The sequence below is a fragment of the Henriciella marina DSM 19595 genome, assembly GCF_000376805.1.
Lineage (GTDB): Bacteria > Pseudomonadota > Alphaproteobacteria > Caulobacterales > Hyphomonadaceae > Henriciella > Henriciella marina.
In genome coordinates this window covers 2,778,215-2,802,523 of record NZ_AQXT01000002.1, presented here as the reverse complement: position 1 = coordinate 2,802,523, position 24,309 = coordinate 2,778,215, and the positions used below count along the sequence as shown (strand labels likewise).

Here is a 24,309-nt window from a genome sequence, read left to right as displayed (position 1 = left end):
GTCCAGTTGCCGGGCTGTGGGAGCAATAGGAAAGCAAGCGGCGAGCAGACGAGAGGGGCCGCCTTACCTCCAGATCTTGTCCGTTACCGGAAACCACCCTGTATCACGAGCATGACTTCGCCATTGCCGGTCTGTCTGACGTCGGCGACCTGGCCATCGCCGACCTGGATCACGCCAAGCGCACTATAGGACCCGGTCTGGCTGGTGGTCGATTGATGGTCACGGCCGATCTGGGCCACGCCCGTCAGATTGTTGGATCCGGATTGATAGGCGTCAGCGGCGTTGTAAGCTCCCGCCTGCCCCAGAAAGGTGGAATTGCGCCAGCCATGCTGGGCGAGGATGGCCTGGTTGGCCCGGCCGTACTGACGAACCTTTGCAACACTGCGCGCGCCTTTCTGGAAGGCCTGGATATATTGACCATACCCATCCTGGCGAATGGAAAGCGTCGCCTGAAGGCCTGTCTGACGGCCAGAGATTTCATTGCTGCTGCCCGACTGCTCGATGCGGACATGACCACGGGTCTGCGCTTCGGCCGTTGAAGCGGCACCTGCCATGCAGGTGAGGCCTGCTGCGGCGGCGAGGAGTATATGGAGTTTCATTCTTGTTTCCTTTCCGGGCCGCGTGCCCGCGAATGCGGCGGCACGTGCCCTCTCGAAAATGGGGGGGGGGGGGTCAGGGGCAAGAAGGCGCCGGCAAGCGGTTGACGCTTACCGGCCACCTCATGGGCCTGTTCAGTGATCGCCCTGGATCACCAGCATAACATTGCCTGCGCCGGACTGCCTGACGCTGGCTGTCTGGCCTTCGCCGACCTGGATTACGCCGAGACCGTTGTGCGATCCGGTCTGATAGGTGCTCGCTCTGTGACCATTCCCGATCTGGGCGACGCCCGTCAGATTGTCGGAACCTGACTGATAGGTATCGGCAGAGTTGTAGGCGCCCGTCTGTCCCACGACCGTGGCATTGCGCCGGCCCTGCTGAGCAAGCGCCGCATCATTGTAGCGCCCGTACTGACCGACCGTGGCACCATTGCGCGCCCCGTTCTGAAAGGTGCTGATGAACTGGCCATAGCCATCCTGCCGGACGGAGAGCGATTGCCGGTAACCCGTTTGGCGGCCAGCAATCTCATTGGAATAACCGGACTGGTCGATACGAACCTGATTGCGGGACTGGGCCTCGGCTGTTGAAACGGTTGCCGCCATGGCGGTCAGGCTAAGTCCGGCTGCGAGGAGTATGCGAAGTTTCATGTTCTTTACCTTTCAGGGTCAAATGCGCGCGACTACCGTGCGCCGCAGACCGGTCTAGGAGAGGCAGACTTAACCGGGATGGATCGGCGTGTTCACGTTGCGCTCAGCCAGAGCATCCCCGAATTCGCCGGCGAACAGTCCCGAACCGCACGTCGAATATCGAAAGGGGCCCGGGGCTATTGGGGGCAGCGCGTCTGGCCGCAGACCCGGTGGGTGCGGCGGATGAGTTGCGAGTGTGACAAGGCGTGCCTGCAGCATGGTTCGACGTTGCTCACCATGTCGGCTTTGAGAGGGCTTGGTTGGTGTAGGGTTCAAGGTGGTTTGAGGTCTGGCTGGCCTTGGGCGGACGGACCGGATGGCGCTCTGGATCCACCGTTGGACGTGCGTCTGGTCAAAACCACCAACAGCACCAGACCGCAGCCATCTCCACTCAGCGTCTGGACCACGAGCGCTGGCGCGAACCTTTCCCATGGGGCGCGTGGGGCAAACAAAGTCCAGTCATCCTGGACGGGTTCATCCCCGAAGGCCTGGAGGGTGATATAGATACGGCCCTTGCGGCAGACACCGAGGCCGATGAGGCCGGAGCTGTGTTCGGCGCGCAGAGCGTCAAGATAGCGGCCGATCCAGTACAGCTCCCACAAAAAGACGGCCCAGTGGCGGACATCCAGCTTCGCAAGCGTCTCAAAGATCCAGTCGCGGGTGATCATGACGCAGATACTAGATGGGCGCGGCAAGGGGGCGGATATTTTTGGTGAAGTGGGGTGCCGAGAGAGTGTTCTGGCGGTGTCTGGGCGGTGTTTACGCCTTCACGTCACCGCGGCGCGTTCGCGGTATTCTTCCTTGTCCCAGCTCTGGGTTTCCAGGATGTCGGCGAGGGCGTCCATGGCGTCCCAGATGTCTGTGAAGCGCAGGAAGAGCGGCGAGAGGCCGAAGCGGATCGTGTCAGGTGCGCGGAAATCTGCGAGGATATTGCGCGCCCCGAGCGCGCGGACGATTTCGTGCGCGTTCGGGTGGCTGAAGCTGACATGGCCGCCGCGAAGGTCTGCCTGAAGCGGGGAGCAGACGGTGAGGCCGAGCTCCTGGGCGCGGTGCGTGGCAAGATCGCCCAAGGCACGTGCCTTGGCGGCGACGAGAGAGATATCCAGCGCCTCGAACGCTTCGAGGGCCCCTGACAGCGCGGCGAGCGACAGGATCGGCGGGGTGCCATTGGCAAACCGCGTGATGTCGTCTGCGGGCGTATATTCGGCATCGAAGGTGAAGGGGTGGGCGTGGCCCATCCAGCCCGGCATGGGGGTCTGAAGTTTCTTGATCAGATCCTTCTGGACATAGAGGAAGGACGGCGCGCCGGGCCCGCCATTCAGGTATTTATAGGTGCAGCCCGTCGCGAGCCTGGCGCCGGCCTTGTTGAGCGCTATCTCTATGACGCCGGTGGCGTGGCTGAGATCCCAGATGATGAGACCGCCGCTTTCCTTTGCGCGCTTTTCTTCCTGCGCCATGTCGCGGCGTTCGCCATTGCGGTAGCTGACAAGGCTGCGGACCAGGATGCCGCCTGTCTCGCTCAGCGTGGCAAGGCCTTCGCCAGCGGGGACGCGGCGAAAGTCTGCGCCCTGCAGGTTGGCGAGCGCCTCTGTGATGTACTGGTCGGTCGGAAACTCATCCTCTTCGATGATCAGCGTGCTGGAGGCGGGAAGGCCCGCCGAAAGCGCCGCAGAGGCGAGCTTGAAGAGGTTTGCCGAAACGCTGTCGGCGACCATGACTTCCTGGCGGCGGGCACCCGTAAGGCGGGCCAGCTGCGTGCCGGTCTTCCTGGCGAGCGTGAACCAGCCTGCCGTGTTCCAGGAGCGCACGAGGCCGCGGCGCCAATCATATCTGGCCGCCTGGTGCAGCGCATCGAGCGCATTATGGGTGGCAGGCCCAAGCGAGTGGCCGACCAGATAGACAAGACCGCCCTCTATATCGAACGCCTCGCGCGCATGGGCGAGGATGTCGTGCCTGTCGAAATTGACCGCTTCATCGCGGCTGGAGGGCAATTTGTAGAACATGCCAGTAAGAACCCCTGTGGGCGCATTAGGTTCTCTTGCCATCGCGCGCCTTGGCAGGCAGATCAATGCAGATTCAGCTGTGAGAGCAAGCCAATGCCAGCAAGACCATCGATTTGCGCAGCGCTGATAATGCTCGCCGGATGCATCTCTCTGGGTAAGGGACCGGACGAGACAGACGTAAGCGCCCGCGCCCATGGTGCAGCGGAAACTGCAGAAGCAGACGCGCCCGCCCCTACGCTGATGAGCTGGGGCGACCTCACGGGACGTCCTTTGCCAGAGCCGAGCACCAGCGTTCGGACGGGCGCGGGGGAAAGCGATATTGTGGATGTCTGGCTGCCGGAGGGCGCTGGCCCGCATCCGGTCGTGCTGATGGTGCATGGCGGGTGCTGGCAGAAGGAAATCGCCGACCGCACGCTGATGAATTACGCCGCAAAGGCGCTGCGCGATGAGGGCATGGCGGTCTGGAATATCGAGTATCGCGGCGTCGACGAGACGGGCGGCGGCTATCCCGGCACATTTGAGGATGTCGCGCGGGCGGTCGATGCGCTGAGGACGCAAGGACCGGGGCTTGGGCTGGATACCTCGAACATTGCGGCGATCGGGCATTCCGCCGGTGGGCATCTGGCACTCTGGGCGGCGGCGCGCCACAGGCTCGCGGAGACGAGCCCGCTTTATGATGAAGTCCCGTTTCCGATTGCGGGCGTGGTGAATACGGGCGGGCTTGCCGATCTTGAAGCCTCCGCGTCCGTGACGCAGGCGGGCTGTCTCGCCGACATCATGGACACGCTGACTGGCGCGCCGTCAGAGGGCCGTGCGAACGTGTTGTCTGATACATCGCCTGCCGAGCTGTTGCCGATCGGTGTGCGTCAGGTCAGCGTGAACGGCGGCAATGACCAGATTGCGCCGCCGGTCCTCGGGCAGGGATATACCGCACGTGCGGCGGCTGCGGGCGACGATGCGAGCTATGTCGAGGTGGCGGAAACCGGCCATGTCGAGCTTGTTGCGCCGGGGACGGCGGCGTTCGACCGGCAGGTTGCAATCCTTAAAGGTATGCTGGGGATTGCGGATTAGGGGCTGAACCGCACTGGGTCCCGGTCTTTCGCTGGCGCGAAAATCGGGATGACGCTTGGTGGTGTCGGGATTAAATGCACCGGGCTCCGCCCTCGTCCTTCGACTTCGCTCAGGATGAGGACGGAGTTTGGTTTCAGTTGAGCCTACTTCATCACGGCAGGCAGGTCGTCAGTATCGGCCGGTTCATGCTGGATGATGACCATGGCGCCAAGCTCATCTGCGCGCGCTTCGAATTCCTTGATCGAGGCACGGGTGGCTTCGACATCGAAGTTGAAGGATGGCACGCGGGCGCCTTCACGGCTTTCCTCGCGGTGATAGAGGTCACCTGTCAGGAGGACCGGGCCCGTTTCAGGCAAATTGACCAGTAGCGAGGAATGGCCGGGCGTGTGGCCGGGCGTCTCTATGATGGTGACAGAGCCGTCGCCGAAGACATCATGGTCCGGCCCGATGGTTTCGCGGGTCAGGCCTTCAAAGGCCGGGAACTGGCTTTCAGCTTCGACGCCGTCACCGCCGGATGCCGGGAACATCTCGCCGTATTCGGCCTCATTCACCAGCCATGTGGTCGACGGGTCGATATCGCCTGCCTGTCCGACATGGTCGAAATGGCTGTGCGAGATGGCGACCATCTCAATGTCGGACATGCCGAGGCCCATTTCGATGAGCTGGTCTGAAATCGTCTTTTCCAGCGAGACGGTGAAGACACTCTGGGTCTGCTCGCCTGCGTCGGCAAGCTCTCCCGGCAGGCCGAGATCCCAGAGAAGGTCGCCGTCTGGATGGCGCACCAGCCAGCACGTGTCGGTGAAGGTGTCGGTCTGGCCGGCATAGTCGCCTTCGACCGAGAAGATATCGAGGTCCGAGACATAGATCGTGCCGCAATCGAGCTTGATGAGCTGGAGCGCGTCGGCTGGTTCAGCCGCCATTGCGGATGTATCGGTCTCTGCCGTGCCATCAGCATCCATGCTGTCGTCGATCGGCGGCGGCGGCGGGGCCATTTCTTCTGGCGGCTCTTCGCCGGGTGAACAGGCCGCCATGGCCAGAGTGAGCGCGCCAAGCGAGGCGAGTGTGAATCTATTCATGTTGTGGACCCCATTAATCAGCCTGAGCGTCCGATCTTACGCCTGCTATGAAGTGAATGAAAGCGTGCCGTCGCCAGAGACCCGCCGGTAAAAGCAAGATTTCCGGTTCGTGTGACATGCAGGCCCGGTCTGTTGCACTTTCAGAAGGAGCGTGTCCTGATCGCAGTCGATGAGGATTTCGGCGACGGACTGCGTATTGCCGGAGGTTTCGCCCTTGCGCCAGAGTGCGCCGCGCGACCGGGAGAAATAGATCGCTTCGCCGGTTTCGATTGTCTGGCGAAGCGCGTCTTCATTCATCCAGGCCATCATCAGGATCTCGCCGGTGTCTGCGTCCTGCGCGATGGCAGGGAGGAGACCATCAGCGTTGAATTTGGGGCGGAGGTCTACGGCCTCATCCTGATCTTTGCCGGAGAGCGGGGGGTTGAGCGCTGTCATCAGATTATTCCTTGTTCGCGCAGACGCGACTGCTGGCTGGTCTCGATCCCGAGAGAGGAGAGGATGTCGGCGGTATCTGCGCCAAGCTCCGGGCCTGCATGATTGACCTTGCCTGGGGTGGCGGAGAGTTTCGGGAAGACGCCCTGCATGGGGACCTCGCCGAGCAGCGGATGCGCGACCCGGATGATCGCCTCACGCGCCTTTATGTGGGCGTCTTCCAGCATGTCGCGGGCCGTGTTGACCGGGCCGCAGGGGACACCATTGGTTTCGCACTGCTCCAGGACATCCGCTACGGTACGTTCCCCGGACCAGGCGGCGATCTTCTCATCGAGCTCAATCTGATTGTCGCCGCGCGCATCATGGGTCGCGTAGCGCGGATCATCGGCCCAGTCGGCACCGATCATTTCTGCCAGCCGCCGGAAAAGCGTGTCCTGATTGGCCCCGATGATGACCATACCGTCTGCGCATGGATAGACACCCGACGGGGCGACGCGCGGCAGGATAGGACCGGTGCGTTCTCTTGTATGGCCGGCGAGCGCATATTCGGGAATGATGCTTTCGATAAAGGCCATGACGCTTTCATAGATGGCGGCGTCGACGACCTGTCCCTTGCCGGTTTTCTCCCGCGAGAAGAGCGCCATCATCGTGCCGAGGGCGGCAAACGTGCCGGTCATCGTGTCGCCGAGCGAGACCCCGGCGCGTGCTGGCAGGCGGTCCGGTTCGCCGATCATGTAACGAAGCCCGCCTTTTGCCTCACCGACACTGGCATAACCAGCCTTGGCGCTTTCGGGGCCCGTCTGGCCATAGCCGGAGATGCGGGCGATCACGAGACGGGGATTGAGGGCGTGCAGGACGTCCGGGCCCAGGCCCCAGCGCTCCAGCGTGCCGGGGCGGAAGTTTTCCACCAGCACATCGGCTGTTTCGGCGAGCTGTTTGAGGATGGTCTGGCCTTCAGACGTGCGAAGGTTCAGCGTCAGCGACTTCTTGTTGCGGGCGATGATGGGCCAGAAAAGGCTCTGGCCATCTTTCTTCGCCGCGCCCCAGCCGCGCGCCGGATCAGGCGCATCCGGGGCTTCGACCTTGATGATTTCGGCGCCAAAGTCGCCAAGCAGCTGCGCGCAGAACGGGCCGGCGATGAGCTGGCCAAGCTCAATGACGCGCAGGCCAGCAAGCGGGGCGGGAACTGAAGTGTCAGGCATGCGCTCTGTTTGGATCAATGATGGGGAGGGCGCAAGCCATGATGGACTGGATTGCAACGAGCTGGTCGGCGGTGGGAATGGTGCTTCTGGGCGGCCTTGGCATGTACGCCACGGTCATCCTGCTGACGCGTATCTTCGGGCTGCGCAGCTTTTCGAAAATGAGCGGCTTCGACTTTGCGATCACGATTGCGACCGGGTCGATCCTGGCGGCGATCTTCATCGCCAAGGACCCGCCACTGCTACAGGGCATGGCGGCCATGATCATCCTTTTCGCCATGCAGGCCACGGTCGCTGAATTGCGCAAGCGGTTCAGCTTTGTCGAAGCGATTGTCGACAACCGTCCGCGCCTGATTATGTGGGGCGGGGAAATCGACGAGACGCAGATGCTGAAAGCGAAGATCACCCGCGCTGACCTGATGGCAAAACTGCGCGAAGCCAATGTGACGCGCTTTGAGCAGATCCACGCGGTTATCGCTGAGACGACCGGCGATGTTTCTGTCCTGCATGGGCCACCTGATGAGACGCTTGAGACGGGCCTGCTGGACGGGGTGATCGGGGCCGAACGTTTCAGGAAAGTGATGGGTGATTGACTTGAAGCCGCCTCTCTGCCCGGTATCACCTCAACAAGATGATAAGGGAGACAAGAGATGAGCGCGCATGAAGAGATCAAGACGACGACGGAAAACGGCGTTCTCACGATCAGGCTGAACCGGCCAGACAGGCTGAATGCCTGGACGCCGAAAATGGCGGCCGAGGTCGAGCAGGCGGTCCGCGCGGCGGGGGACGATGATGCGGTCCGCGTCATCGTGATCACCGGCGAAGGACGCGGCTTTTGCGCTGGCGCGGACATGCAGGGACTGCAAGGTATACAGTCCGGCGGCGGCGAAGCGCCGGAGGCCGACGCGCCCGCCCCCAAGGACGGCATCGAGCAGCTTTATCCGGGCCGGTTCGGCTATCTCTATGCCTGCCCGAAGCCAATTATCGCCGCGATCAACGGCCCTTGCGCGGGCATCGGCCTGATCTTCGCGCTCTATGCCGATCTTCGCTTTGCCAATGAAGACGCCAAATTCACGACCGCCTTTGCCCAGCGCGGGCTGATTGCAGAACATGGGATTGCCTGGCTGTTGCCGCGCCTCATCGGTGAGGCCAACGCGCTGGATCTGCTTCTCACGGCGCGCAAGTTCGATGGTCGGGAAGCCGCGCAGATGGGGCTCGTCAATGCGGCCCTGCCCGGCGGTGATCTCAAGGCGCATGTCGACGGCGTTGCGCAGCATCTTGCGACCCAGGTCTCGCCCCGCTCGGTCGCCATCATGAAACGCCAGATCCGCGAATCCTATTTTCAGGACTTCGCAGCCAGTCTTGAAATTGCCGACGAGGAGATGAAGAACAGCTTCTCGGCCTTTGACTTCAAGGAAGGCGTTGCCAGCTTTGTCGAGAAGCGTGCCCCTGCCTTTCAGGGGCGATAGAAACAGGACCCTTAATGAGCAGACGTATCGACATCGTGGAGGTCGGCCCCCGCGACGGGCTGCAGAACGATCCCGGCAATCTAACCACGCAGCAGAAGCTGGAATTCATCACACGGCTGGAAGAGGCAGGCGTGCGCCGGATGGAGTCTGGCAGTTTTGTCTCGCCAAAGGCCGTGCCCAAGATGGCGGACTCGACAGAGGTCTTCGCTGGCGTCGATCGATCAAAGCCAACCCGGCACATCGCGCTGGCCCTCAATGAGAAAGGCGTGCGCCGTGCCATCGACGCGAAAGCTGACGAGATCAATTTCGTCCTTGTGGCCGGCGAAGGCTTCGGGAAACGCAATCAGGGCATGAGCCCAAGCGAGAGCGCCGACATGCTGATGCAGTGTGCGCCGCTCATCCATGAGGTCGGCATTCCACTGTCGGCGACCATTTCTGTGGCCTTCGGTGACCCGTATGACGGCGAAGTCGATCCGCTTGTTGTCGGCAACCTCGCGGCCCGTGCGCAACGCGCTGGCGTCGGCGAACTTGCACTTGGCGACACGATAGGGGTCGCGACACCCTGGCAGGTGAGGTCGCTGATCGAGCGGGTCAGTATGGAAGCCCCGGACGTCTTCCTCCGCATGCACTTCCATGACACGCGCGGCGCAGCTCTCGCCAATGTCGCGGCCGCTGTCGATGCAGGGGTCGACGTTATCGATGCAAGCTGCGGCGGGATTGGCGGCTGTCCATTCGCGCCAGCGGCGACTGGAAATGTCGCGACCGAGGACGTCGTCTACATGCTCGAGCGCGCTGGTTTCGAGACGGGTCTCGACCTCGGCAAGCTGATCGAGACAGCGAAATGGCTGGAAACCGTGCTCGGTCACGACGTGAGCTCGAGTCTGTCGAAGGCCGGCGGATTTCCGGCCTAGCGTCGCAACCTTAAATTTTTGAACCATTGGGTCCCGACCCTGCACAGTACGGTGGGCTGGGGTTCCTCTCTTCTGGACCGTCAATTCAGGGTTGACGTTGGGGCAGGAGCTTGTCCCACCAAGGCCGTGCGAGCCACAGATTGAACGATCACAACTGTCCTTAGGGCATACTTGTTGGCTGCGCTGATTGCTGAAAACTGTCGCCTGAACGCTGCGAGGGAAAGGCGGCGGAATGAGGGAGAGTGAGATGGCGAACAGGTTCGATGGCAAGGTTGTCTGCATCACCGGCGCGGCAAAAGGGATCGGTCGTCAGGCAGCGCTGAGCTTCGCGGCAGAAGGCGCGATGATCATTGCGACTGACATAGAAACGGATGCCGGCAAGACGCTTCTGGCAGACATTGCCGGCAGGGGCGGCAAGGCGAGCTTTGCCGAGCACGACGTTACCTCAGAAGACGCATGGAAAGCGGTGATCGGCGACATCCGCACGCTGCACGGCAAGCTGGACGTTCTGATCAACAATGCCGGGATCGGGATGACGGGCCTTATCCATGAGATGGATTATGACCTCTGGCGCAAGATGATGGCGGTGAATGTCGACGGGGTCTTCCTCGGCACCAAGCACGCCCTGCCCCTCATGCGCCAGGCGGGTAGCGGCAATATCATCAATGTGTCGTCCGTGGCAGGCATTCGCTCCACCGCGAATTTTTCCTGCTATTGCGCGACCAAGGCGGCTGTGAAGAGCTTTACCAAGTCCACCGCCCTGGAATGCGCCGAAGCCAGGGATGGCATCAGGGTCAACTCGATCCATCCCGGCATTATCTCCACGGCGATCTGGGACACGCTGATCGGCACCGAAGAAAGCGCCTCCAGCAATATGCCGCGCGACGCCACGCTGGCGGGCATGACGGGCGACGCGGTGCCATTTGGCCGCACGGGCACGATACAGGAAATCGTCAACGGTATGCTGTTCCTCGCCTCGGACGAGGCGAGCTATATGACCGGCGCGGAACTGGTGCTGGATGGCGGGCTGACCGCCGGGTGAGGCTAAACCTCTGGGCGCCAGTTTTCCGGGGCCATTTCGAAGCCGGCAAAGTCGAAGCCGGGCGCGACGAAGCAGCTGACGAGGGTCCAGGCGCCAAGGCTTTCAGCGGTCTGCCAGTAATCCTTCGGGACGACGCATTGCGGGCGCTGGCGGGTGCGGATGTCCGGGCCGAGCATATGGGCCTTCGCGCCTTTGCCATCTGGTGGGGATATCGTCAGCGCGAGCGGCCCGCCCGCGTGCCAGGCCCACACCTCGTCAGCATCGACGCGGTGCCAGGCTGAGACTTCGTCTGCCTGCAGCAGATAGTAGATCGTCGTACAGGCCGCGCGGCCCTCACCTTCAGAGCGGTACATCTCCGCATAGTGGCCGCCCTCGGGATGAGGTTTCAGGCCGAGCAGCCGGATGATTTCATTAGTGCCCAGATCGCCGGAGATCGCAGGCATGCTCAGAAACTGTCCTTGCGGGCGCGGATTTCGGCAAAGGTCGCGACCGGGTCACCGGCGTGGCCCATCGCGGCCTGAAGCTCTTTATCATCGGCGCGCAGGAACGGGTTGGCTTCCAGTTCGCGCGAGAGGACGGTTGGCACAGTCCAGTCGCCGCGCTGGCGCTTCATCTCGACTTCCTGTGCATAGGAGGTCAGGGCCGGATTTTCCGGATCGACGCTGAGAGCAAAGCGGGCATTGGCCTGCGTATACTCATGTGCGCAGTAGATAACGGTGCTGGGCGGCAGCTCCTTCAGGCGAGAAAGGCTCGCCCACATCATCTTGGCGTCGCCTTCAAAGACGCGGCCGCAGCCAAGCGCGAACAGGGCATCGCCGACAAAAGCGGTCTTCGCTGCCGGGATATGGTAAGCGATGTGGCCGAGCGTGTGGCCGGGCACGTCGATGATTTCGACCAAAATGTCGCCGATGCGGATCTTGTCGCCGCCGGAAAGCTCTGCGTCGATGCCGGGGATCTTTTCGGACTCGCCTGCCGGGCCGAATATCCTGCAACCGGTCGCTTTCTTGATCAGCTCATTGCCGCCAGCATGGTCTGGATGCCAATGCGTGTTCCATATCTCATCAATGGTCCAGCCCAGGCTGTCGGCCTCTGCAAGATATTTCTCGCCATCGGGCGTATCGATCGCGACAGTGGTGCCGGATGTCTGGTCGTGCGCAAGAAAGCCGTAATTGTCTTTCAGGCAGGGAAACTGGTGAATTTCTATCATGACCCCATTTAAGACCAATCGGGTAGTGTGAAACAAGGCTTGCATGCGACTGACAGCCGGCGATCTCGAAAGCTTTTATGCCTCCCCCCTCGGGGAGACGGTCTGCTATCTGCTGCTCAAACGCCTGAACGACCTCTGGGGTGACTGTTCGGGTCAGTCGGTTCTGGGCATGGGATATGCCCACCCACTGCTCGCTGGCGTCTCTGCAACGGCGAAATCCTGCATGGCGGTGACGCCGCATCTGGGGCCTGCAAGCTACTGGGCGGGCACCGAGCGCGGCGTATCGGCCTGTCTGGCCGAGGAAGACAGGCTGCCCTTTGCGGATGGATCGTTCGACCGGGTCATCCTGCTGCATGCCGTTGAAGAGGCCGAAAGCCCGCGGGCTGTCATGCGCGAAGCCTGGCGGGTACTCGCGCCGGAAGGCCGGGCCCTGATCGTCGTGGCTAACCGCAAGGGGCTCTGGTCCCTGAGCGAGAGTACGCCTTTCGGTCATGGCCGCCCGTGGACACGCCGCCAGCTGATCCAGTGGCTGAACGATCATGTGTTCCAGGTCACCGCGAGCACGACCGCAGTCCACATTCCGCCGCTGAACTGGAAATTCCTGACCCATGCCGCGGACGGTTTCGAGAATGTCGGCGCGGTCGCGGCCCCCGGTCTTGGCGGCGCGGTCATGGTCGAAGCGGTAAAACATCTATATGCAAAACCGGGCGGCGGTGCCGTCGCACCTATCGCCAGCCGGGCAGGCAGGCGCAAAGGTGTGGCACAATTGCCTAGAAATGAGGCAGCACGTTGCAGTGGTCGGGAACGTCCAATTTCTCACATTGACCGTCCCGATGCAGCGCGCTTTCATCAACATCGTTGAACAATGGGAGGCTCTGGGGCCATGAAATTAATCACCGCTATCTTCAAACCGAGCAGGCTTGATGCTGTCATCGACGCGCTCAGCGAAGCCGGTGTTGCCGGTCTGACCGTCTCCGAAGTCCGTGGCTATGGACGCCAGCAGGGCAAGACAGAGGTCTATCGCGGCGCTGAGTATGAAGTGCGTCTGCTGCCGAAAGTGAAGGTAGAAGTCGCCTGCGCGACCGGCGATATCGACCGGCTGGCCGAAGCAATCATCAGCGCGGCAAATACCGGCACAATCGGCGACGGCAAGATCTTCGTCTCCGGCCTCGACAGCGTGACCCGTATCCGGACCGGCGAGAAGAACGAGCAGGCGCTCAGCGGCTGATCCTGCCGGATTGATCTGAATTTTGAGAAAACCGGTGGTCGCACCTTGCGTCTGCCGGTTTTTCTTTGCGCGGGCTGCAGCGTCAGGCGCGGCGCAGGTGAAGGATGACCTCGTCGGCGCCCCAGTTCAGGCGCTTGAGACCTGAATTCCGGAAGGCGCCAACGGTTTTCCCGTGCACAGGCGCCATGGCCACGGTCTTGAGGTTGAGGCCGCGCGCAAGCTCGATCATGTCGAGCGCCGTGGTCGGCTGCAGGATGTTGTCGGCATTGCTCCAGCCCGGCCCCGGCATCCGGCCTGTCCGCATCAATGAAAGACGCCGCGACCAGAGACCGTAATTCCTGAAAGAGACGATGACGTCCGGCGCAATACGCGCAAGCTCCCGCAGGACGTTTGCCGGGCGGCGCATCTGCTGGATGGCCTGCGAGAGGATGGCGAAATCGAAGCCATCATCCGGGAAGATTTCAAGGTCGCTGTCGGCGTCGCCCTGAATGACGGAGAGGCCGCGGGCTAGTGCGATGCCTGCCGTTTCGCTGGACAGCTCCAGCCCGCGGGCGCGGACCTGACGGTCGCGCTTGAGGAGCGCCAGCAGCGCGCCATCGCCGCAGCCGACATCAAGCACGCGGGCGCCCGGTTCGACACGCTCGGCGATTGCCTTGTGATCGGCGCGGACCTGACGCAGCTCTGCCATCTAGAGGCCCCTCAGTTCGGCGTTGGCGGACAGGAATCCAGCAAGCGCTTTCTCGTAGATCGGCTCTTCGAGCAGGAAGGCGTCGTGGCCCTTGTCGGACTCGATATCGAGATAGCTGACCTCGGCCCCGGCAGCCGCGAGCGCGCGCGTGATGTCGCGGTTGGCCTCTGGCGGATAGTGCCAGTCGGACGAAAAAGAGAAGAGGCAGAAGCGGACGGGCGTGTCGCGGAAAACGTCGGCAAGGCGGCCTTCACGGCGCGAGGAAAGGTCGAAATAGTCCATCGCGCGCGTGACATAGAGATATGAGTTCGCATCGAAGCGGTCGACGAAGGAGTTGCCCTGATAGCGAAGATAGGACTCGACCTGGAAGTCGGCGTCGAAGCTGAAACTGGTTCGCTCACGGTCCTGCAGGCCGCGATCGAATTTCCGCTTCAGGGCGCTTTCGGACACATAGGTGATGTGGGCGGCCATTCGGGCGATGGCGAGGCCGCGCGACGGGCGCTTGCCCTCAGCCAGATAATGACCCTCGCACCAGTCAGGGTCCGCCATGATGGCCTGTCGGCCGACTTCGTAGAAGGCGATATTCTGGGCTGAATGGCTGGCGGACGTGGCGATCGGCACCGAGGTGAAGACCTTTTCCGGCACCTGGCACGCCCATTCGAGCGCCTGCATGCCGCCCATCGAACCGCCGATTACCGAGAACAGGCTGTCGATGCCGAGTGCCTCGATAAAGGCGCGCTGGGCGCGGACCATGTCGCCGATCGTGATGACGGGAAAGCGCGTGCCCCATGGCTTGCCGTCTGGGCCTTTCGACGCTGGCCCCGTCGTGCCCATGCAGCCCCCAAGCACATTGGTCGCGATGACATAGAAGCGGTCGGTATCGACGGCGAGGCCGGGCCCGATGAGGCGCGGCCACCAGGCAGGCCGGCCTGTGACCGGGTTCGGCGAGCCGGCAAACTGGTCGCCGGTCAGCGCATGGCAGACAAGAACCACGTTCGACTTGTCGGCGTTGAGCGTGCCCCAACTTTCATAGGCAATCTCGACATGATCCAGCGTCTCGCCGCAGTCGAGTTTGAGCGGTGCTGGCAGGGCGAGCACGCGCAGGGCATCTGTCTGTGGGGCGGCATTATCCGGCATGGCGTTCAGGTGTCGGCAGGTTGGATGACTGTCAAGCTGGATCAGGCGAAACGGCGGCAATCTGCCGGAACGTGACTGCTTTCCGGACGTTGGCTGCACAGCAATTCACGATCAAGCAATGAGGAAAATATGCCTTATATTCAGGGTGCAAACAAGACCGATATCTATGTGAAGGATTGGGGCGAAGGCCCTCCCGTCATCCTCATACATGGTTGGCCGCTGAATGCCGACAGCTGGGAATATCAAGCCGTGAAGATCGCAGAAGCCGGCTACCGCGTCATCACTTATGACCGCCGCGGCTTTGGCCGGTCCGAGCAGCCATGGGCCGGGTATGACTATGACACCATGTCGGACGATCTGGCGGCCATCATCAAGGAGCTGGACCTGAAGGATGCAACGCTGGCCGGGTTTTCCATGGCTGGCGGCGAGGTCTGCCGCTACATGTCCCGCCATGATGGCAGGGGCATCAAGAAAGCCGCGCTCATCTCTTCCATTGCGCCCTACATGCTGCAGACCGACGACAATCCGGACGGCGCCCCCATCGATGTCTTTGAAGGGATCAAGGCAGAGCTGCGCCAGAACCGGCAGCAATTCCTGGCCAATTTCTTCAAGGATTTTTATGGCAACGGCACCGAAGCAGGCGGTGTTTCCGACGAGGTCCTGCACTGGTCCTGGCAGATGGCGATGCTCGCCTCTCCAAAGGCAACGCTCGATTGTGTCGATGCGTTCGGCAAGACAGACCTTCGCCCGGATTTTGACGCCATGGATGTCCCGCTTCTCGTCGTCCATGGCACAGGCGACCAGACGGTCCCGATCGACGCCACCGGCCGTCAGGCTGCCAAGCTCGCCAAGAATGCGGAGCTGAAAGAATATGACGGCGCGCCGCACGGCCTGACCGCCACGCATGCGGGTCAGCTGACGAGCGACCTTCTGGAGTTCCTGAAGGCCTGATCTCACTGTCAGACACCCGGTCATTCACAGGCTGCGACTTGATTTTCAGCTGATCCTTGGCCACGAGGATCAGCTGAAACAGGGAGCAGTCTGATGAGCGGACCAACGCCACTTTCGAACATTCTCGCGATCACCCCTTACAAGGGGGGCCAGAAGCTCGACCATGGCTGGAAATTGTCCTCAAACGAGAACCCGCTCGGCTGCAGCGACAAGGCGGTCGAGGCGCTGACGAATGCGGCTCGCCACCTTGAGCTTTATCCAGACGGGTCGGCCTTTGCCCTGCGTCAGGCGATCGGCGAGAAGTACGATATCGACCCGGACCGCATTGTCTGCGGCGCAGGCTCTGACGAAATCTTTCAGCTGCTTGGCCGCGCATACCTCCAGCCCGGCGACGAAGTGCTGCAGTCGGCGCACGGCTTCCTCGTCTACAGCCTTGTTGCCCAGCAGTCCGGCGCCAAACTTGTCAGCGCGCCTGAAAAGGACCTGCACACCGATGTCGATGCAATGCTGGAGCGCGTCACCGACAAGACGAAGATCGTCTTCCTCGCCAATCCGAATAATCCGACCGGCAGCTATATCCCCTATGACGAGGTCAAGCGCCTGCACGCTGGCCTGAAAGAGGATGTCCTCCTGGTGCTCGACGGGGCATATGCCGAATACGTCAAACAGGACGACTATAATGAAGGCATGGAGATGGCGCGCGAGTATCCCAACGTTCTGATGACGCGCACTTTCTCCAAGATCCACGGGCTTGCGGGGCTGCGTCTCGGCTGGGCCTATGGACCCGAAAGCGTGATCGACGCGGTGCACCGTGTGCGCGGGCCGTTCAACGTGACCTCGGTTGCGCAGGCCGCCTGCCTTGCCGCGCTCGGCGACGACGCCTTCGTGGCCAAATCGGTCGCGCACAATAATGGTGAGCTGGCCCGGATGAGACCCGCGCTGGAGACGATGGGCTTCGAGGTCGTTCCGAGTGTCGCGAACTTCCTGCTCATCGATTTCGGCAGCGAAAAGCGCGCCGAAGCGGCAGACGTATACCTGCGCTCACAAGGCATCGTGATCCGTGACATGAAAGCCTATGGCTTGCCGAACTTCATGCGCCTGTCGATTGGCACGACAGAGGCCAATGATGATGTCCTGAAAGCCTTCGACGCCTTCGCAGAGGCCAGCTAGGCGATGATCGGACCCGTCTTCGACCGGATTGCCATTATCGGGGCCGGGCTGATCGGGTCCTCGATCGCGCTGGCCGCGCGTGATACCGGCGCGGCTGGCAAGGTGGCGCTCTATGATGGCGACGAGGCCGTCCGTCACCGCGCGCGCCAGCTTGGCCTTGGCGAGGTTTGCGAGACACCTGAAGCCACCTGCAGAGACGCCGACTGTGTCATTCTCTGCGTGCCCGTCGGCGCGATTGCGTCGGCGACCGAAGCGCTTGCCCCATCGCTCAAACAGGGCGCCATTTTAAGCGACGTCGGCTCTGTGAAGGAAAAAGCGCTGGCCGACATGCAGGAACACTGCCCGGCAGGCGTGCACCTCATTCCCGGCCACCCGATTGCAGGTACCGAAAAGTCGGGGCCGGAGGCGGGTTTCGCGACGCTCTTCCGCGACGCCTGGTACATCCTTACGCCCCTGCCCCAGCAGGAAGAAGCCTACAACTCAGCGCTCGACCGTTTGGCTGCCTTCTGGGAAATGCTGGGGTCGAAAGTGGAGATCATGGAGGCAGGCCGTCATGACCGCGTGCTGGCCATCACCTCTCACCTGCCCCACCTTATCGCCTACAATATCGTCTCGACGGCCTATGACATGGAAAGTGTCGGCGAAGGCGAAGTGGTGAAATATTCAGCCGGCGGCTTTCGCGACTTCACGCGGATCGCCGCATCAGACCCAACCATGTGGCGGGACGTGTTTCTGAACAATCGCGAGGCCGTTCTGGAAACGCTGGGCCGGTTCAGTGAGGATCTTGCCGCGCTTCAACGAGCGATCCGCTGGGGCGATGGCGACACACTCATGAAGGAGTTTGAGCGCGCCCGCGGCATCCGCAAGGCGATCATTGATGCCGGACAGGATACGCCCGACACCAATTTCGGACGCAATACGTCTGGCAAAGCTGAAAAGTAAGGCAAGGCGGCCGGGCAGCGCATGGTCCCCTGCCATGACGCCGCCCGCCAAAGGCTTTCTGCCGTTCAGATCGCGTCCCGCTATCGCCGGAACTGCCCCAGGGGGACAGGTGCGGCGCGAACCCGCCTGACCGCGCTGCATCTTCCGGTCAGGGGCCGATGCCTCGCGTGACACCCGGCCTACATGATGGCACCTGAACCTCGCCGGAACTTTCCGGTTGCGGGGCGTTCATCTCTAAAGGGCTGCACATCGCGCGCGCCCTGACTGAAAGGCAGGACCAGAATGCACAAGACATATCTCGCGGCCGGACTGGCCGCCCTCGTTATCGGCGCTTGCACGACCGCGCAGCCCTACAGGGCCGCACCATCTGCCAATGCGCAAGGGTTTACCGTCCAACCGATTGAGTCCGACCGCTACCGTGTCGCCTATACGGCGCTGTCGCCAGAGAATGCGCGCCGCTATGCGCTCCGCCGCGCGGCCGAGGTGACATTGCAGAACAATGGCGACTGGTTTCGCGTCGTCGGCGGCTATGTCGACCGCGAGGGGGGCAGTAGCGGTCCGCGCTCATCCGTCTCCATCGGTGGGGGCAGCGCGTCCGGCCGCTACGGCTCCGCCAGCGGGGTCGGCGTTGGTCTCGGCGTCGGCATTCCGCTTGGCGGCTCGTCCGAGAAGACAACCGAAAGCATCGAGATCGTTACAGGCAGCGGACCGAAGCCCGATACGCCGGACGCCTATGATGCGCGGTCTGTGCTGCGCAATACGTCCGGCCCGGCTTAAGCCCGTGATCTAAGGCTCGATTTCCTTGCCGTCCCAGTCGAACACTTTGCCAGTGTTCGCAGGGGTGAGCGTTTCGATGACATCGAGAAGGTAGCCTGCCGATTGCGCCGCTGAAAAAAGCTGTTTGTCCAGCACATTGCCCTGAAAGGGCTGAGAGAGCGCGGTATCCACCGTGCCGGGGTGCAGACCGACGCAGATGCTTTCCTCGGACTTGCGCGTCCACTCAATCGCGAAGTTGCGGATCAGCATGTTGAGTGCGGCTTTTGACGCGCGATAGGCATGCCAGCCGCCAATGCCATTATCCCCGATAGACCCGACCCGCGCCGAGAGCGCCGCGAATACCGCCCGTTCCCCGCGCGGCATCAGTGGCAGGATGTGCTTGGCAATGAGGCCGGGGCCGAACGTGTTGAGCCGGAAAACCTGCTCATAGGCGGCCATGGACTGCTGGCGCCAGGATTTCTCAGGTTGGAGTTCGTCGCCGTCCGACAGGATGCCGGTCGCGACGATGCAGAGCTCTACCGGGTCAGCTTCCTTCAGGCGCGCGGCGGCGGCTTCGATGCTTGCTTCATCCAGAATGTCGATCTTGCCGGGGGCGACGCCCTCTGGCCAGTCACCGCCGCCAGAGCGGGAGAGAGCGTGGATGGTTTTGAAATGGCCGCGTTCGGCAAGGCCAAGGGTGAGTGCGCGGCCAATCCCGCCTGTGGCACCGATGATGACGGCTGACATTTGTGGCTCCCCTGAGTGCTTGATATGAGAGCTAGGGCAGAGCGGCGAGGCGGAAATGGGTGAATTGGTCGCTGGATAGCTAAGGGGGCCGTTGTCGACCGGGGCCTACCTCTCAGGCGTCACTCCCGATCGGCCTGCTCATCTGGGCGTCCAACGCCACCGTCTTCACCCTTGCAGAAGGCTTATAGGCCAGGAGATGGACACTCAGACCGCTTCGCGGTCGAGCGTGACGCGGATGGAGAGAGCGGATACAGCCCTGAGCGCGATCCATGTGACGCGCGGAGAGAGGATACGGAGTCAAATTTCAAAGCCCCTGACGGGGCATTCATTTCGTAAAAATCAGTCCACCGGACTGATTTTTGATCCAGAGGATCACTCGAAATGAATGGTGCCCCGGGCCGGACTTGAACCGGCACTCTGTTGCCAGAAACGGATTTTGAATCCGTCGCGTCTACCAATTCCACCACCGGGGCCAGTCCTGGAATTTTGTGTTTTCGCTCTGCCTCAAGGCAATAGCCCCGTCAATCATCTCGACCAGTGCACAAAAGCGATGTAGGGGAGCGCCATGACCACAGAACTGACGCCGCGGACCTTCCTGCAATCGATCGAATCCATGGCCGCCGAGGCGCCAGAGGAAGGGTTTTCGCTCCGCGCTATCTTCGACCGGCTGCACGAGCGCGCCTTTGGCGCTGCGCTGTTTATCCTGGCCCTGCCCTGCTGCATTCCGTTTCTCTGGGGCGTGCCGCAAGTGGTTGCCCTGCCGATGATGGTGCTGGCCGGCCAGATGGCGATGGGCCGGCGTGAGCCCTGGCTGCCGACCAAACTCGCCCAGCGCAAGATCGACAAGAAGGGCCTGACACAGACGGCCACAGGAGGGCGTAAATGGTTTGGCTGGCTGGAGATCATCGCGCGGCCACGCCTGACTTTCCTGATGGCGCCGATGGGCGAGCGGGTGATCGGCCTGCTGCTTGTTGTCTTCTGCGCGTCGATCCTGCTGCCTATTCCAGGGACCAATACCGTGCCGGGTATCGGCGTTGCCATAATCGCCTTCGGCCTCATGGCCCGCGACGGGATCCTTGTTTTGCTCGGCTCCATTGTCGGAACGGCCTGGATTGCGACCCTGATTGCCGTTATTGCCTTCGGCGTGAGCAGTATCACCGGGTAAGCTCCTGCAAACTGCGCCTGCGCGCGTTGTCGCATTGCGCCGACAGCCACCCGGCCTCATTGTTCCGCCAGCTCGAACCAATGCTGAGGAACGTGGCTGAATATGACGGCGGCAATGTCACCTCTACTCCGAACCTGGCGCTGGCCGCTTATCGCGCTTGGCATCTCGCTCACAATGCTCGGCACCGCGCATGCATTCGAACGGTTCGCCTATCTCCTCCCTTGTCCGCTTTGTCTGCGCCAGCGTGAGGTTTACTGGGCCGCCGTTGCAATGGCGGCGACCGGGCTGGTCCTCTGGAACATCCGCGACAACCGGCGCTTCATGGTCGCGTTTAACGTCATGCTGGGCCTGGTCTTCATGACGGGCGCTGTCGTGGCGGTCTATCATGCGGGTGTCGAATGGAGCTGGTGGCCGGCCCCCAGCGGCTGCACCGGCGAGACCGTGGATGTCATGTCGCTCAGCCTCGATGGCCTCAATGAGCGCAGCGCGACAGCGTCCTGCACGGATGCGGCCTGGCGGATGCTGGGCCTTTCCATGGCAGGCTGGAACGCGCTGGTCTCACTCGGTCTGGCGGCAATGAGTTTCGTGGCCGCCGGTTTTGCCTTCCCGCGCAGCTCCGCCGAGTTCGAGCCAGCCTAGACGCCGAAATACTGAATGGCCCAGGCGCCAATGAGGGCAGCGATGACCACAAGGCTGACCCAGAGGCGTACCGGCTTGAAGCCGGAAGGCATTTCGCGCGACCGCAGGTCCCAGACAAGCTGCACCGCAAAGAGCCCCGCATAGGCGAGAAACCAGTTCGGGCTCGGCACCAGGATGATGGCGGGCGGCAGGATCGCCCAGCCGGCAAGCGACGGGCAGACCGAAAGTGCGTAGGTGAAAGGTCTTGTGCCCGGCTGCGCGAGCGCCAGTCCCCAGCGTATCCCGCCCAGGAAAGACAGGATAATCGCGGCATAGGTCTGGAGCCAGAGCGCCGCGGTCGAATTGGTTGGCGGGTCCAAAACCGCAATGGCGATGGCAAGGCCCACAAAGGGAATGGCCCCTCCAGCTGTCAGGGCGATCGCGGCAATCCCCGGCGAAGATTTCTGGTCGGTCATGCCCGCCAATATGGCGCAGAAATGCGGGCTGGCGAGGGGCGATGCCCAATTCGTGAACAGAGGCTTTCGCAGCTGTCCTGAATTCGAACGTAACATTCATCCAGCATCAATCGCGGCCGGGTTAAGGCTGCTCCCATGTCACGCCGCCTTATCGCCTTTCTCATTGCCGTTGTTGCGATCTTTTTCGCCTTCGCCTCCCTGACGGCGATCCGGTGGCCGAGCATCATGATGTTCCTGACAATATTCTTCCATCCAGACCCGTCGCTCGGCCTCGATCTGGTCAACTGGCGAGAGCTCGGCTTTGCCTATGGCGCGCCCTATTTCCTCGCCTCGCTCTGTTTCTATGCCGCTGCGGCGACCGTGTCGCGCAAGGCGGGCGGTCTTCTCTGGTATGCGATGGGCTGCGCGGCGGCGTCGCCCAGCCTCTTCATGGTAAGCTTTCGCGATGGCTGGTGGACCGATCCGAGCGGGCCGCAGGGCATTCTTGCCGGCGGCGTGCTCATCCTCTTCCTGCTCGGCTATGCCGTTTTCTTGCTGAATGACATCCGCACGTCACTGGCCGCCTCCGATGAGACCGCGCCTGAAGGCGGTGTTCATCTGAGCCAGCAGCAATTCGAACAGCTGATGTCGCGGCGCGACGCCGAGCCGGAGCCGGTGAAACAAGCGCCCCGGCGCCGCGGCCCTGTCCCGGCTGCGATTGCCCGCCAGCGCGCCCAGTTCGCCGCAGATGGCCGGCGTATGCTGGCCCGCCAGGGACGCCTCTAGCTTTCCCGAGCAAAACATGCCCGCGCGCTTGGCGGGGCAGGCGACCTGCGTTAAGCAACCGCCGGAGCCAGTTATGGCGAGAGAGGTTGGACATGCTGATCAGGCGATTTGCAGGAGCTGTCGGCGCCGCACTGTCCGGCTGGATGCTCTGGGAGACGATAACCCCGATCATGCGCCAGATTTCCCTCGGCAGTGATCTTGCCACCGAACTTCTCAATCCGCCCGTCGCCCTTTTGCGGATTATCTCGACGGCGCTTCTGATAATTGGCGGACTTCTGGCGCTGGCGGCCATTCGCGGCGCGCTCTGGGTGTTTGCGGCTGGCGCGCTGGTCTTCGCGCTAATGACCGGTGCGATGGTCGGGCTGGGCGCCGACTATACGCTGTGGCGCGACGAAGCGATTATTGCGCCCTTCCTTCTGGTGATTTGCGGCGTTCTGGCTTTCTGTCCGCGCAAGTGAGACTTGCGCGGTCGGCGCATTGATTTCAGCCCATCAGTGCTTAGGTTCGCGAGCAAGCAAACCTTGTTCATCACCACAGGCAAAATTCCATGTCAGACACTTACGATGTAGTGATTATCGGCGGTGGCCCGGGCGGCTACAATTGCGCGATCCGTTGCGGCCAGCTCGGTCTGAAGACCGCCATTATCGACAAGCGCGGCGTGCTTGGCGGGACCTGCCTCAATGTCGGCTGCATTCCGTCCAAGGCGCTTCTGCACGGCTCCGAACTCTTCGCCGCTGCAAAGAATGACTTTGCCGGCCTTGGCATCAAGATGTCCGGCCTGGAGCTCGATCTTGACCAGATGATGAGCCAGAAGACCGACGCAGTGAACGGCCTGACCCAGGGCGTCGAATTCCTGATGAAAAAGAACAAGGTCGACTACGTCAAAGGTTTTGGCCGCATCAAGGAAAAGGGCATCGTCGAGGTCGACGGCGAAGATGACGAGCAGAAGACGCTGAACACGAAGAACATCGTGATCGCGACCGGCTCTGTGCCCTCCTCCCTGCCGAACATCGAGATCGATGAAGAACGCGTCGTGACCAATGAAGGCGCGATTGCGCTGAAAGAAGTGCCGGAAAAGCTGATCGTCATCGGCGCAGGCATCATCGGGCTGGAGCTCGGCTCTGTCTGGTCGCGCCTTGGCGCCAGCGTCACCGTCGTTGAATATCTCGACCGCATCATGCCGGGCGCCGACGACGAGATCGCAAAGGAAGCCCAGCGCGTCTTCAAGAAACAGGGCCTTGAGTTCCGCCTGGGCCAGAAGGTCACCGGCGTTGATCGCGTCGGCGATCAGGTGAAACTCCTCATGGAGCCGGCCGCGGGCGGCGAACAGGAAACCCTCGAAGCCAATGCGATTATCGTCGCTGTCGGTCGTCGTCCCTACACTGAAGGCCTCGGCCTCGAAGCTGTGGGCGGCAAGACCGACAAACGCGGCGTCATCGAAACGACCGACCACTTCAAGGTCTCTGACGGTGTCTGGGCGATTGGTGACTGCATCCATGGGCCGATGCTGGCCCACAAAGCCGAAGATGACGGCGCGGCCGTCGCGGAGCTCATCGCCGGCAAGGCAGGCCATGTCGATTACGATCTCGTCCCAAGCGTCGTCTATACCAATCCGGAGATCGCCTGGGTCGGCAAGACCGAAGCCCAGCTCAAGGAAGCAGGCATTGAGTACAAGAAGGGCAAATTCCCCTTCCAGGCCAATTCACGCGCCCGCACCAATCATGAAACGACCGGTTTCGTGAAAATCCTCGCCGATGCGAAAACTGACCGCATTCTCGGCGCGCACATGATGGGCGTTGGCGTTGGTGAGATGATCCACGAGATCTGCATCGCCATGGAGTTTGGCGCCGCGTCCGAGGACGTCGCCCGCACCTGCCACGCCCACCCGACCATGTCCGAAGCCGTCCGCCAGGCCGCCATGGGCGTCGAAGGCTGGACGATGCAGATGTAGGTCCCTTCAGGCGGGTGCGTGA

At 62.1% G+C, this 24,309-nt stretch carries 29 protein-coding genes and 1 tRNA gene; 16 read left to right on the top strand and 14 right to left on the bottom strand.

Annotation, left to right across the window (positions count from 1 at the left end; translation table 11 throughout):
- Nucleotides 1–83 precede the first annotated feature (83 nt).
- The 4 genes from F550_RS0114025 to F550_RS0114010 all read right to left on the bottom strand — a co-directional run bounded on the left by F550_RS0114025 (nt 84) and on the right by F550_RS0114010 (nt 3,286).
- Complete coding sequence (locus F550_RS0114025) at nt 84–599, bottom strand: hypothetical protein (protein ID WP_018149207.1); 516 nt, start codon at nt 597–599, stop codon at nt 84–86.
- A gap of 132 nt (nt 600–731) precedes the next feature.
- Entirely contained in the window at nt 732–1,244 is a 513-nt protein-coding gene (locus tag F550_RS0114020; protein WP_018149206.1) for a hypothetical protein, read from the bottom strand.
- Between the two features lie 311 nt (nt 1,245–1,555).
- Nucleotides 1,556–1,978, bottom strand: coding sequence for a hypothetical protein (locus F550_RS0114015; protein ID WP_233349036.1), 423 nt, complete (start codon nt 1,976–1,978; stop codon nt 1,556–1,558).
- Nucleotides 1,979–2,050: 72 nt separating this feature from the next.
- Nucleotides 2,051–3,286 (bottom strand): aminotransferase class V-fold PLP-dependent enzyme, encoded by a 1,236-nt coding sequence (locus tag F550_RS0114010; RefSeq protein WP_018149204.1) that lies wholly within the window; start codon nt 3,284–3,286, stop codon nt 2,051–2,053.
- A 93-nt stretch (nt 3,287–3,379) separates the two neighbouring features.
- Here F550_RS0114010 and F550_RS0114005 point away from each other — a divergent pair, with 93 nt between their 5' ends.
- Nucleotides 3,380–4,357 (top strand): alpha/beta hydrolase family protein, encoded by a 978-nt coding sequence (locus F550_RS0114005; protein ID WP_233349035.1) that lies wholly within the window; start codon nt 3,380–3,382, stop codon nt 4,355–4,357.
- Between the two features lie 143 nt (nt 4,358–4,500).
- On the opposite strand, the gene F550_RS0114000 is transcribed toward F550_RS0114005, so the two are convergent.
- Genes F550_RS0114000 through F550_RS0113990 form a run of 3 tightly spaced genes read right to left on the bottom strand, consistent with a single transcriptional unit; the run spans nt 4,501 to nt 7,067 of the window.
- The gene (locus tag F550_RS0114000) at nt 4,501–5,433 is read right to left on the bottom strand and encodes an N-acyl homoserine lactonase family protein (protein WP_018149202.1); all 933 of its coding nucleotides are present in this window, start codon (nt 5,431–5,433) and stop codon (nt 4,501–4,503) included.
- A gap of 45 nt (nt 5,434–5,478) precedes the next feature.
- Nucleotides 5,479–5,868, bottom strand: coding sequence for a phosphoribosyl-AMP cyclohydrolase (hisI, locus tag F550_RS0113995; RefSeq protein WP_018149201.1), 390 nt, complete (start codon nt 5,866–5,868; stop codon nt 5,479–5,481).
- Nucleotides 5,868–7,067, bottom strand: a complete 1,200-nt coding sequence (locus F550_RS0113990; RefSeq protein ID WP_018149200.1) for a CaiB/BaiF CoA transferase family protein — start codon at nt 7,065–7,067, stop codon at nt 5,868–5,870. Before F550_RS0113990 ends, hisI begins: the two co-directional genes overlap by 1 nt.
- 38 nt (nt 7,068–7,105) lie before the next feature.
- On the opposite strand from F550_RS0113990, the gene F550_RS0113985 reads away from it, so the two are divergent.
- The 4 genes from F550_RS0113985 (at nt 7,106) to F550_RS0113970 (ending at nt 10,486) form a co-directional block, all read left to right on the top strand.
- Entirely contained in the window at nt 7,106–7,657 is a 552-nt protein-coding gene (locus F550_RS0113985; protein ID WP_018149199.1) for a DUF421 domain-containing protein, read from the top strand.
- 57 nt (nt 7,658–7,714) lie between these two features.
- Complete coding sequence (locus F550_RS0113980) at nt 7,715–8,533, top strand: enoyl-CoA hydratase (RefSeq protein WP_018149198.1); 819 nt, start codon at nt 7,715–7,717, stop codon at nt 8,531–8,533.
- A 14-nt stretch (nt 8,534–8,547) separates the two neighbouring features.
- A complete protein-coding gene (locus F550_RS0113975; RefSeq protein WP_018149197.1) occupies nt 8,548–9,444 on the top strand; it encodes a hydroxymethylglutaryl-CoA lyase in 897 nt (298 codons plus the stop codon).
- A 247-nt stretch (nt 9,445–9,691) separates the two neighbouring features.
- Nucleotides 9,692–10,486, top strand: a complete 795-nt coding sequence (locus F550_RS0113970) for an SDR family NAD(P)-dependent oxidoreductase (RefSeq protein WP_018149196.1) — start codon at nt 9,692–9,694, stop codon at nt 10,484–10,486.
- A 2-nt stretch (nt 10,487–10,488) separates the two neighbouring features.
- On the opposite strand, the gene F550_RS0113965 is transcribed toward F550_RS0113970, so the two are convergent.
- Both F550_RS0113965 and gloB read right to left on the bottom strand, forming a co-directional pair.
- On the bottom strand, nt 10,489–10,929 hold the full coding sequence (locus tag F550_RS0113965) for a cupin domain-containing protein (protein ID WP_018149195.1): 441 nt from the start codon (nt 10,927–10,929) through the stop codon (nt 10,489–10,491).
- Nucleotides 10,930–10,931: 2 nt separating this feature from the next.
- A complete protein-coding gene (gene gloB, locus F550_RS0113960; RefSeq protein WP_018149194.1) occupies nt 10,932–11,693 on the bottom strand; it encodes a hydroxyacylglutathione hydrolase in 762 nt (253 codons plus the stop codon).
- Between the two features lie 43 nt (nt 11,694–11,736).
- Here gloB and F550_RS17965 point away from each other — a divergent pair, with 43 nt between their 5' ends.
- Nucleotides 11,737–12,555 (top strand): class I SAM-dependent methyltransferase, encoded by an 819-nt coding sequence (locus tag F550_RS17965; protein WP_018149193.1) that lies wholly within the window; start codon nt 11,737–11,739, stop codon nt 12,553–12,555.
- A 21-nt stretch (nt 12,556–12,576) separates the two neighbouring features.
- On the top strand, nt 12,577–12,921 hold the full coding sequence (locus tag F550_RS0113950) for a P-II family nitrogen regulator (protein ID WP_018149192.1): 345 nt from the start codon (nt 12,577–12,579) through the stop codon (nt 12,919–12,921).
- An 82-nt stretch (nt 12,922–13,003) separates the two neighbouring features.
- Here F550_RS0113950 and F550_RS0113945 read toward each other — a convergent pair whose 3' ends face one another.
- On the bottom strand, nt 13,004–13,609 hold the full coding sequence (locus F550_RS0113945; protein WP_018149191.1) for a methionine biosynthesis protein MetW: 606 nt from the start codon (nt 13,607–13,609) through the stop codon (nt 13,004–13,006).
- Entirely contained in the window at nt 13,610–14,746 is a 1,137-nt protein-coding gene (gene metX / locus F550_RS0113940) for a homoserine O-acetyltransferase MetX (RefSeq protein ID WP_051076879.1), read from the bottom strand.
- Nucleotides 14,747–14,875: 129 nt separating this feature from the next.
- Between metX and F550_RS0113935 the strand changes: the two genes are divergently transcribed.
- The 4 genes from F550_RS0113935 to F550_RS0113920 all read left to right on the top strand — a co-directional run bounded on the left by F550_RS0113935 (nt 14,876) and on the right by F550_RS0113920 (nt 18,586).
- A complete protein-coding gene (locus F550_RS0113935; protein ID WP_018149189.1) occupies nt 14,876–15,697 on the top strand; it encodes an alpha/beta fold hydrolase in 822 nt (273 codons plus the stop codon).
- A 93-nt stretch (nt 15,698–15,790) separates the two neighbouring features.
- Nucleotides 15,791–16,867: a histidinol-phosphate transaminase gene (hisC, locus tag F550_RS0113930; protein ID WP_018149188.1), complete on the top strand. Its 1,077-nt coding sequence runs from the start codon at nt 15,791–15,793 to the stop codon at nt 16,865–16,867.
- 3 nt (nt 16,868–16,870) lie between these two features.
- Nucleotides 16,871–17,809: a prephenate/arogenate dehydrogenase family protein gene (locus F550_RS0113925; protein WP_018149187.1), complete on the top strand. Its 939-nt coding sequence runs from the start codon at nt 16,871–16,873 to the stop codon at nt 17,807–17,809.
- A 282-nt stretch (nt 17,810–18,091) separates the two neighbouring features.
- On the top strand, nt 18,092–18,586 hold the full coding sequence (locus F550_RS0113920) for a CC0125/CC1285 family lipoprotein (protein ID WP_018149186.1): 495 nt from the start codon (nt 18,092–18,094) through the stop codon (nt 18,584–18,586).
- A gap of 9 nt (nt 18,587–18,595) precedes the next feature.
- Here the strand turns inward: F550_RS0113920 and F550_RS0113915 are convergent, their stop codons facing one another.
- Both F550_RS0113915 and F550_RS0113910 read right to left on the bottom strand, forming a co-directional pair.
- Nucleotides 18,596–19,312, bottom strand: coding sequence for an SDR family NAD(P)-dependent oxidoreductase (locus F550_RS0113915; protein WP_018149185.1), 717 nt, complete (start codon nt 19,310–19,312; stop codon nt 18,596–18,598).
- 386 nt (nt 19,313–19,698) lie between these two features.
- A tRNA-Leu gene (locus F550_RS0113910) sits at nt 19,699–19,785 on the bottom strand.
- A gap of 92 nt (nt 19,786–19,877) precedes the next feature.
- On the opposite strand from F550_RS0113910, the gene F550_RS0113905 reads away from it, so the two are divergent.
- Both F550_RS0113905 and F550_RS0113900 read left to right on the top strand, forming a co-directional pair.
- Entirely contained in the window at nt 19,878–20,477 is a 600-nt protein-coding gene (locus F550_RS0113905; protein WP_018149184.1) for an exopolysaccharide biosynthesis protein, read from the top strand.
- Nucleotides 20,478–20,591: 114 nt separating this feature from the next.
- Entirely contained in the window at nt 20,592–21,116 is a 525-nt protein-coding gene (locus F550_RS0113900) for a disulfide bond formation protein B (protein WP_156807945.1), read from the top strand.
- Here F550_RS0113900 and F550_RS17960 read toward each other — a convergent pair.
- The gene (locus tag F550_RS17960; protein WP_018149182.1) at nt 21,113–21,571 is read right to left on the bottom strand and encodes a DUF3429 domain-containing protein; all 459 of its coding nucleotides are present in this window, start codon (nt 21,569–21,571) and stop codon (nt 21,113–21,115) included. The genes F550_RS0113900 and F550_RS17960 overlap by 4 nt on opposite strands.
- A gap of 135 nt (nt 21,572–21,706) precedes the next feature.
- Between F550_RS17960 and F550_RS0113890 the strand changes: the two genes are divergently transcribed.
- From F550_RS0113890 to lpdA, 3 genes are all read left to right on the top strand, one after another.
- Entirely contained in the window at nt 21,707–22,336 is a 630-nt protein-coding gene (locus F550_RS0113890; RefSeq protein WP_018149181.1) for a hypothetical protein, read from the top strand.
- Between the two features lie 92 nt (nt 22,337–22,428).
- Entirely contained in the window at nt 22,429–22,794 is a 366-nt protein-coding gene (locus tag F550_RS0113885; RefSeq protein WP_018149180.1) for a hypothetical protein, read from the top strand.
- 89 nt (nt 22,795–22,883) lie between these two features.
- A complete protein-coding gene (gene lpdA, locus F550_RS0113880; protein WP_018149179.1) occupies nt 22,884–24,287 on the top strand; it encodes a dihydrolipoyl dehydrogenase in 1,404 nt (467 codons plus the stop codon).
- The last annotated feature ends 22 nt before the right edge of the window (nt 24,288–24,309 follow it).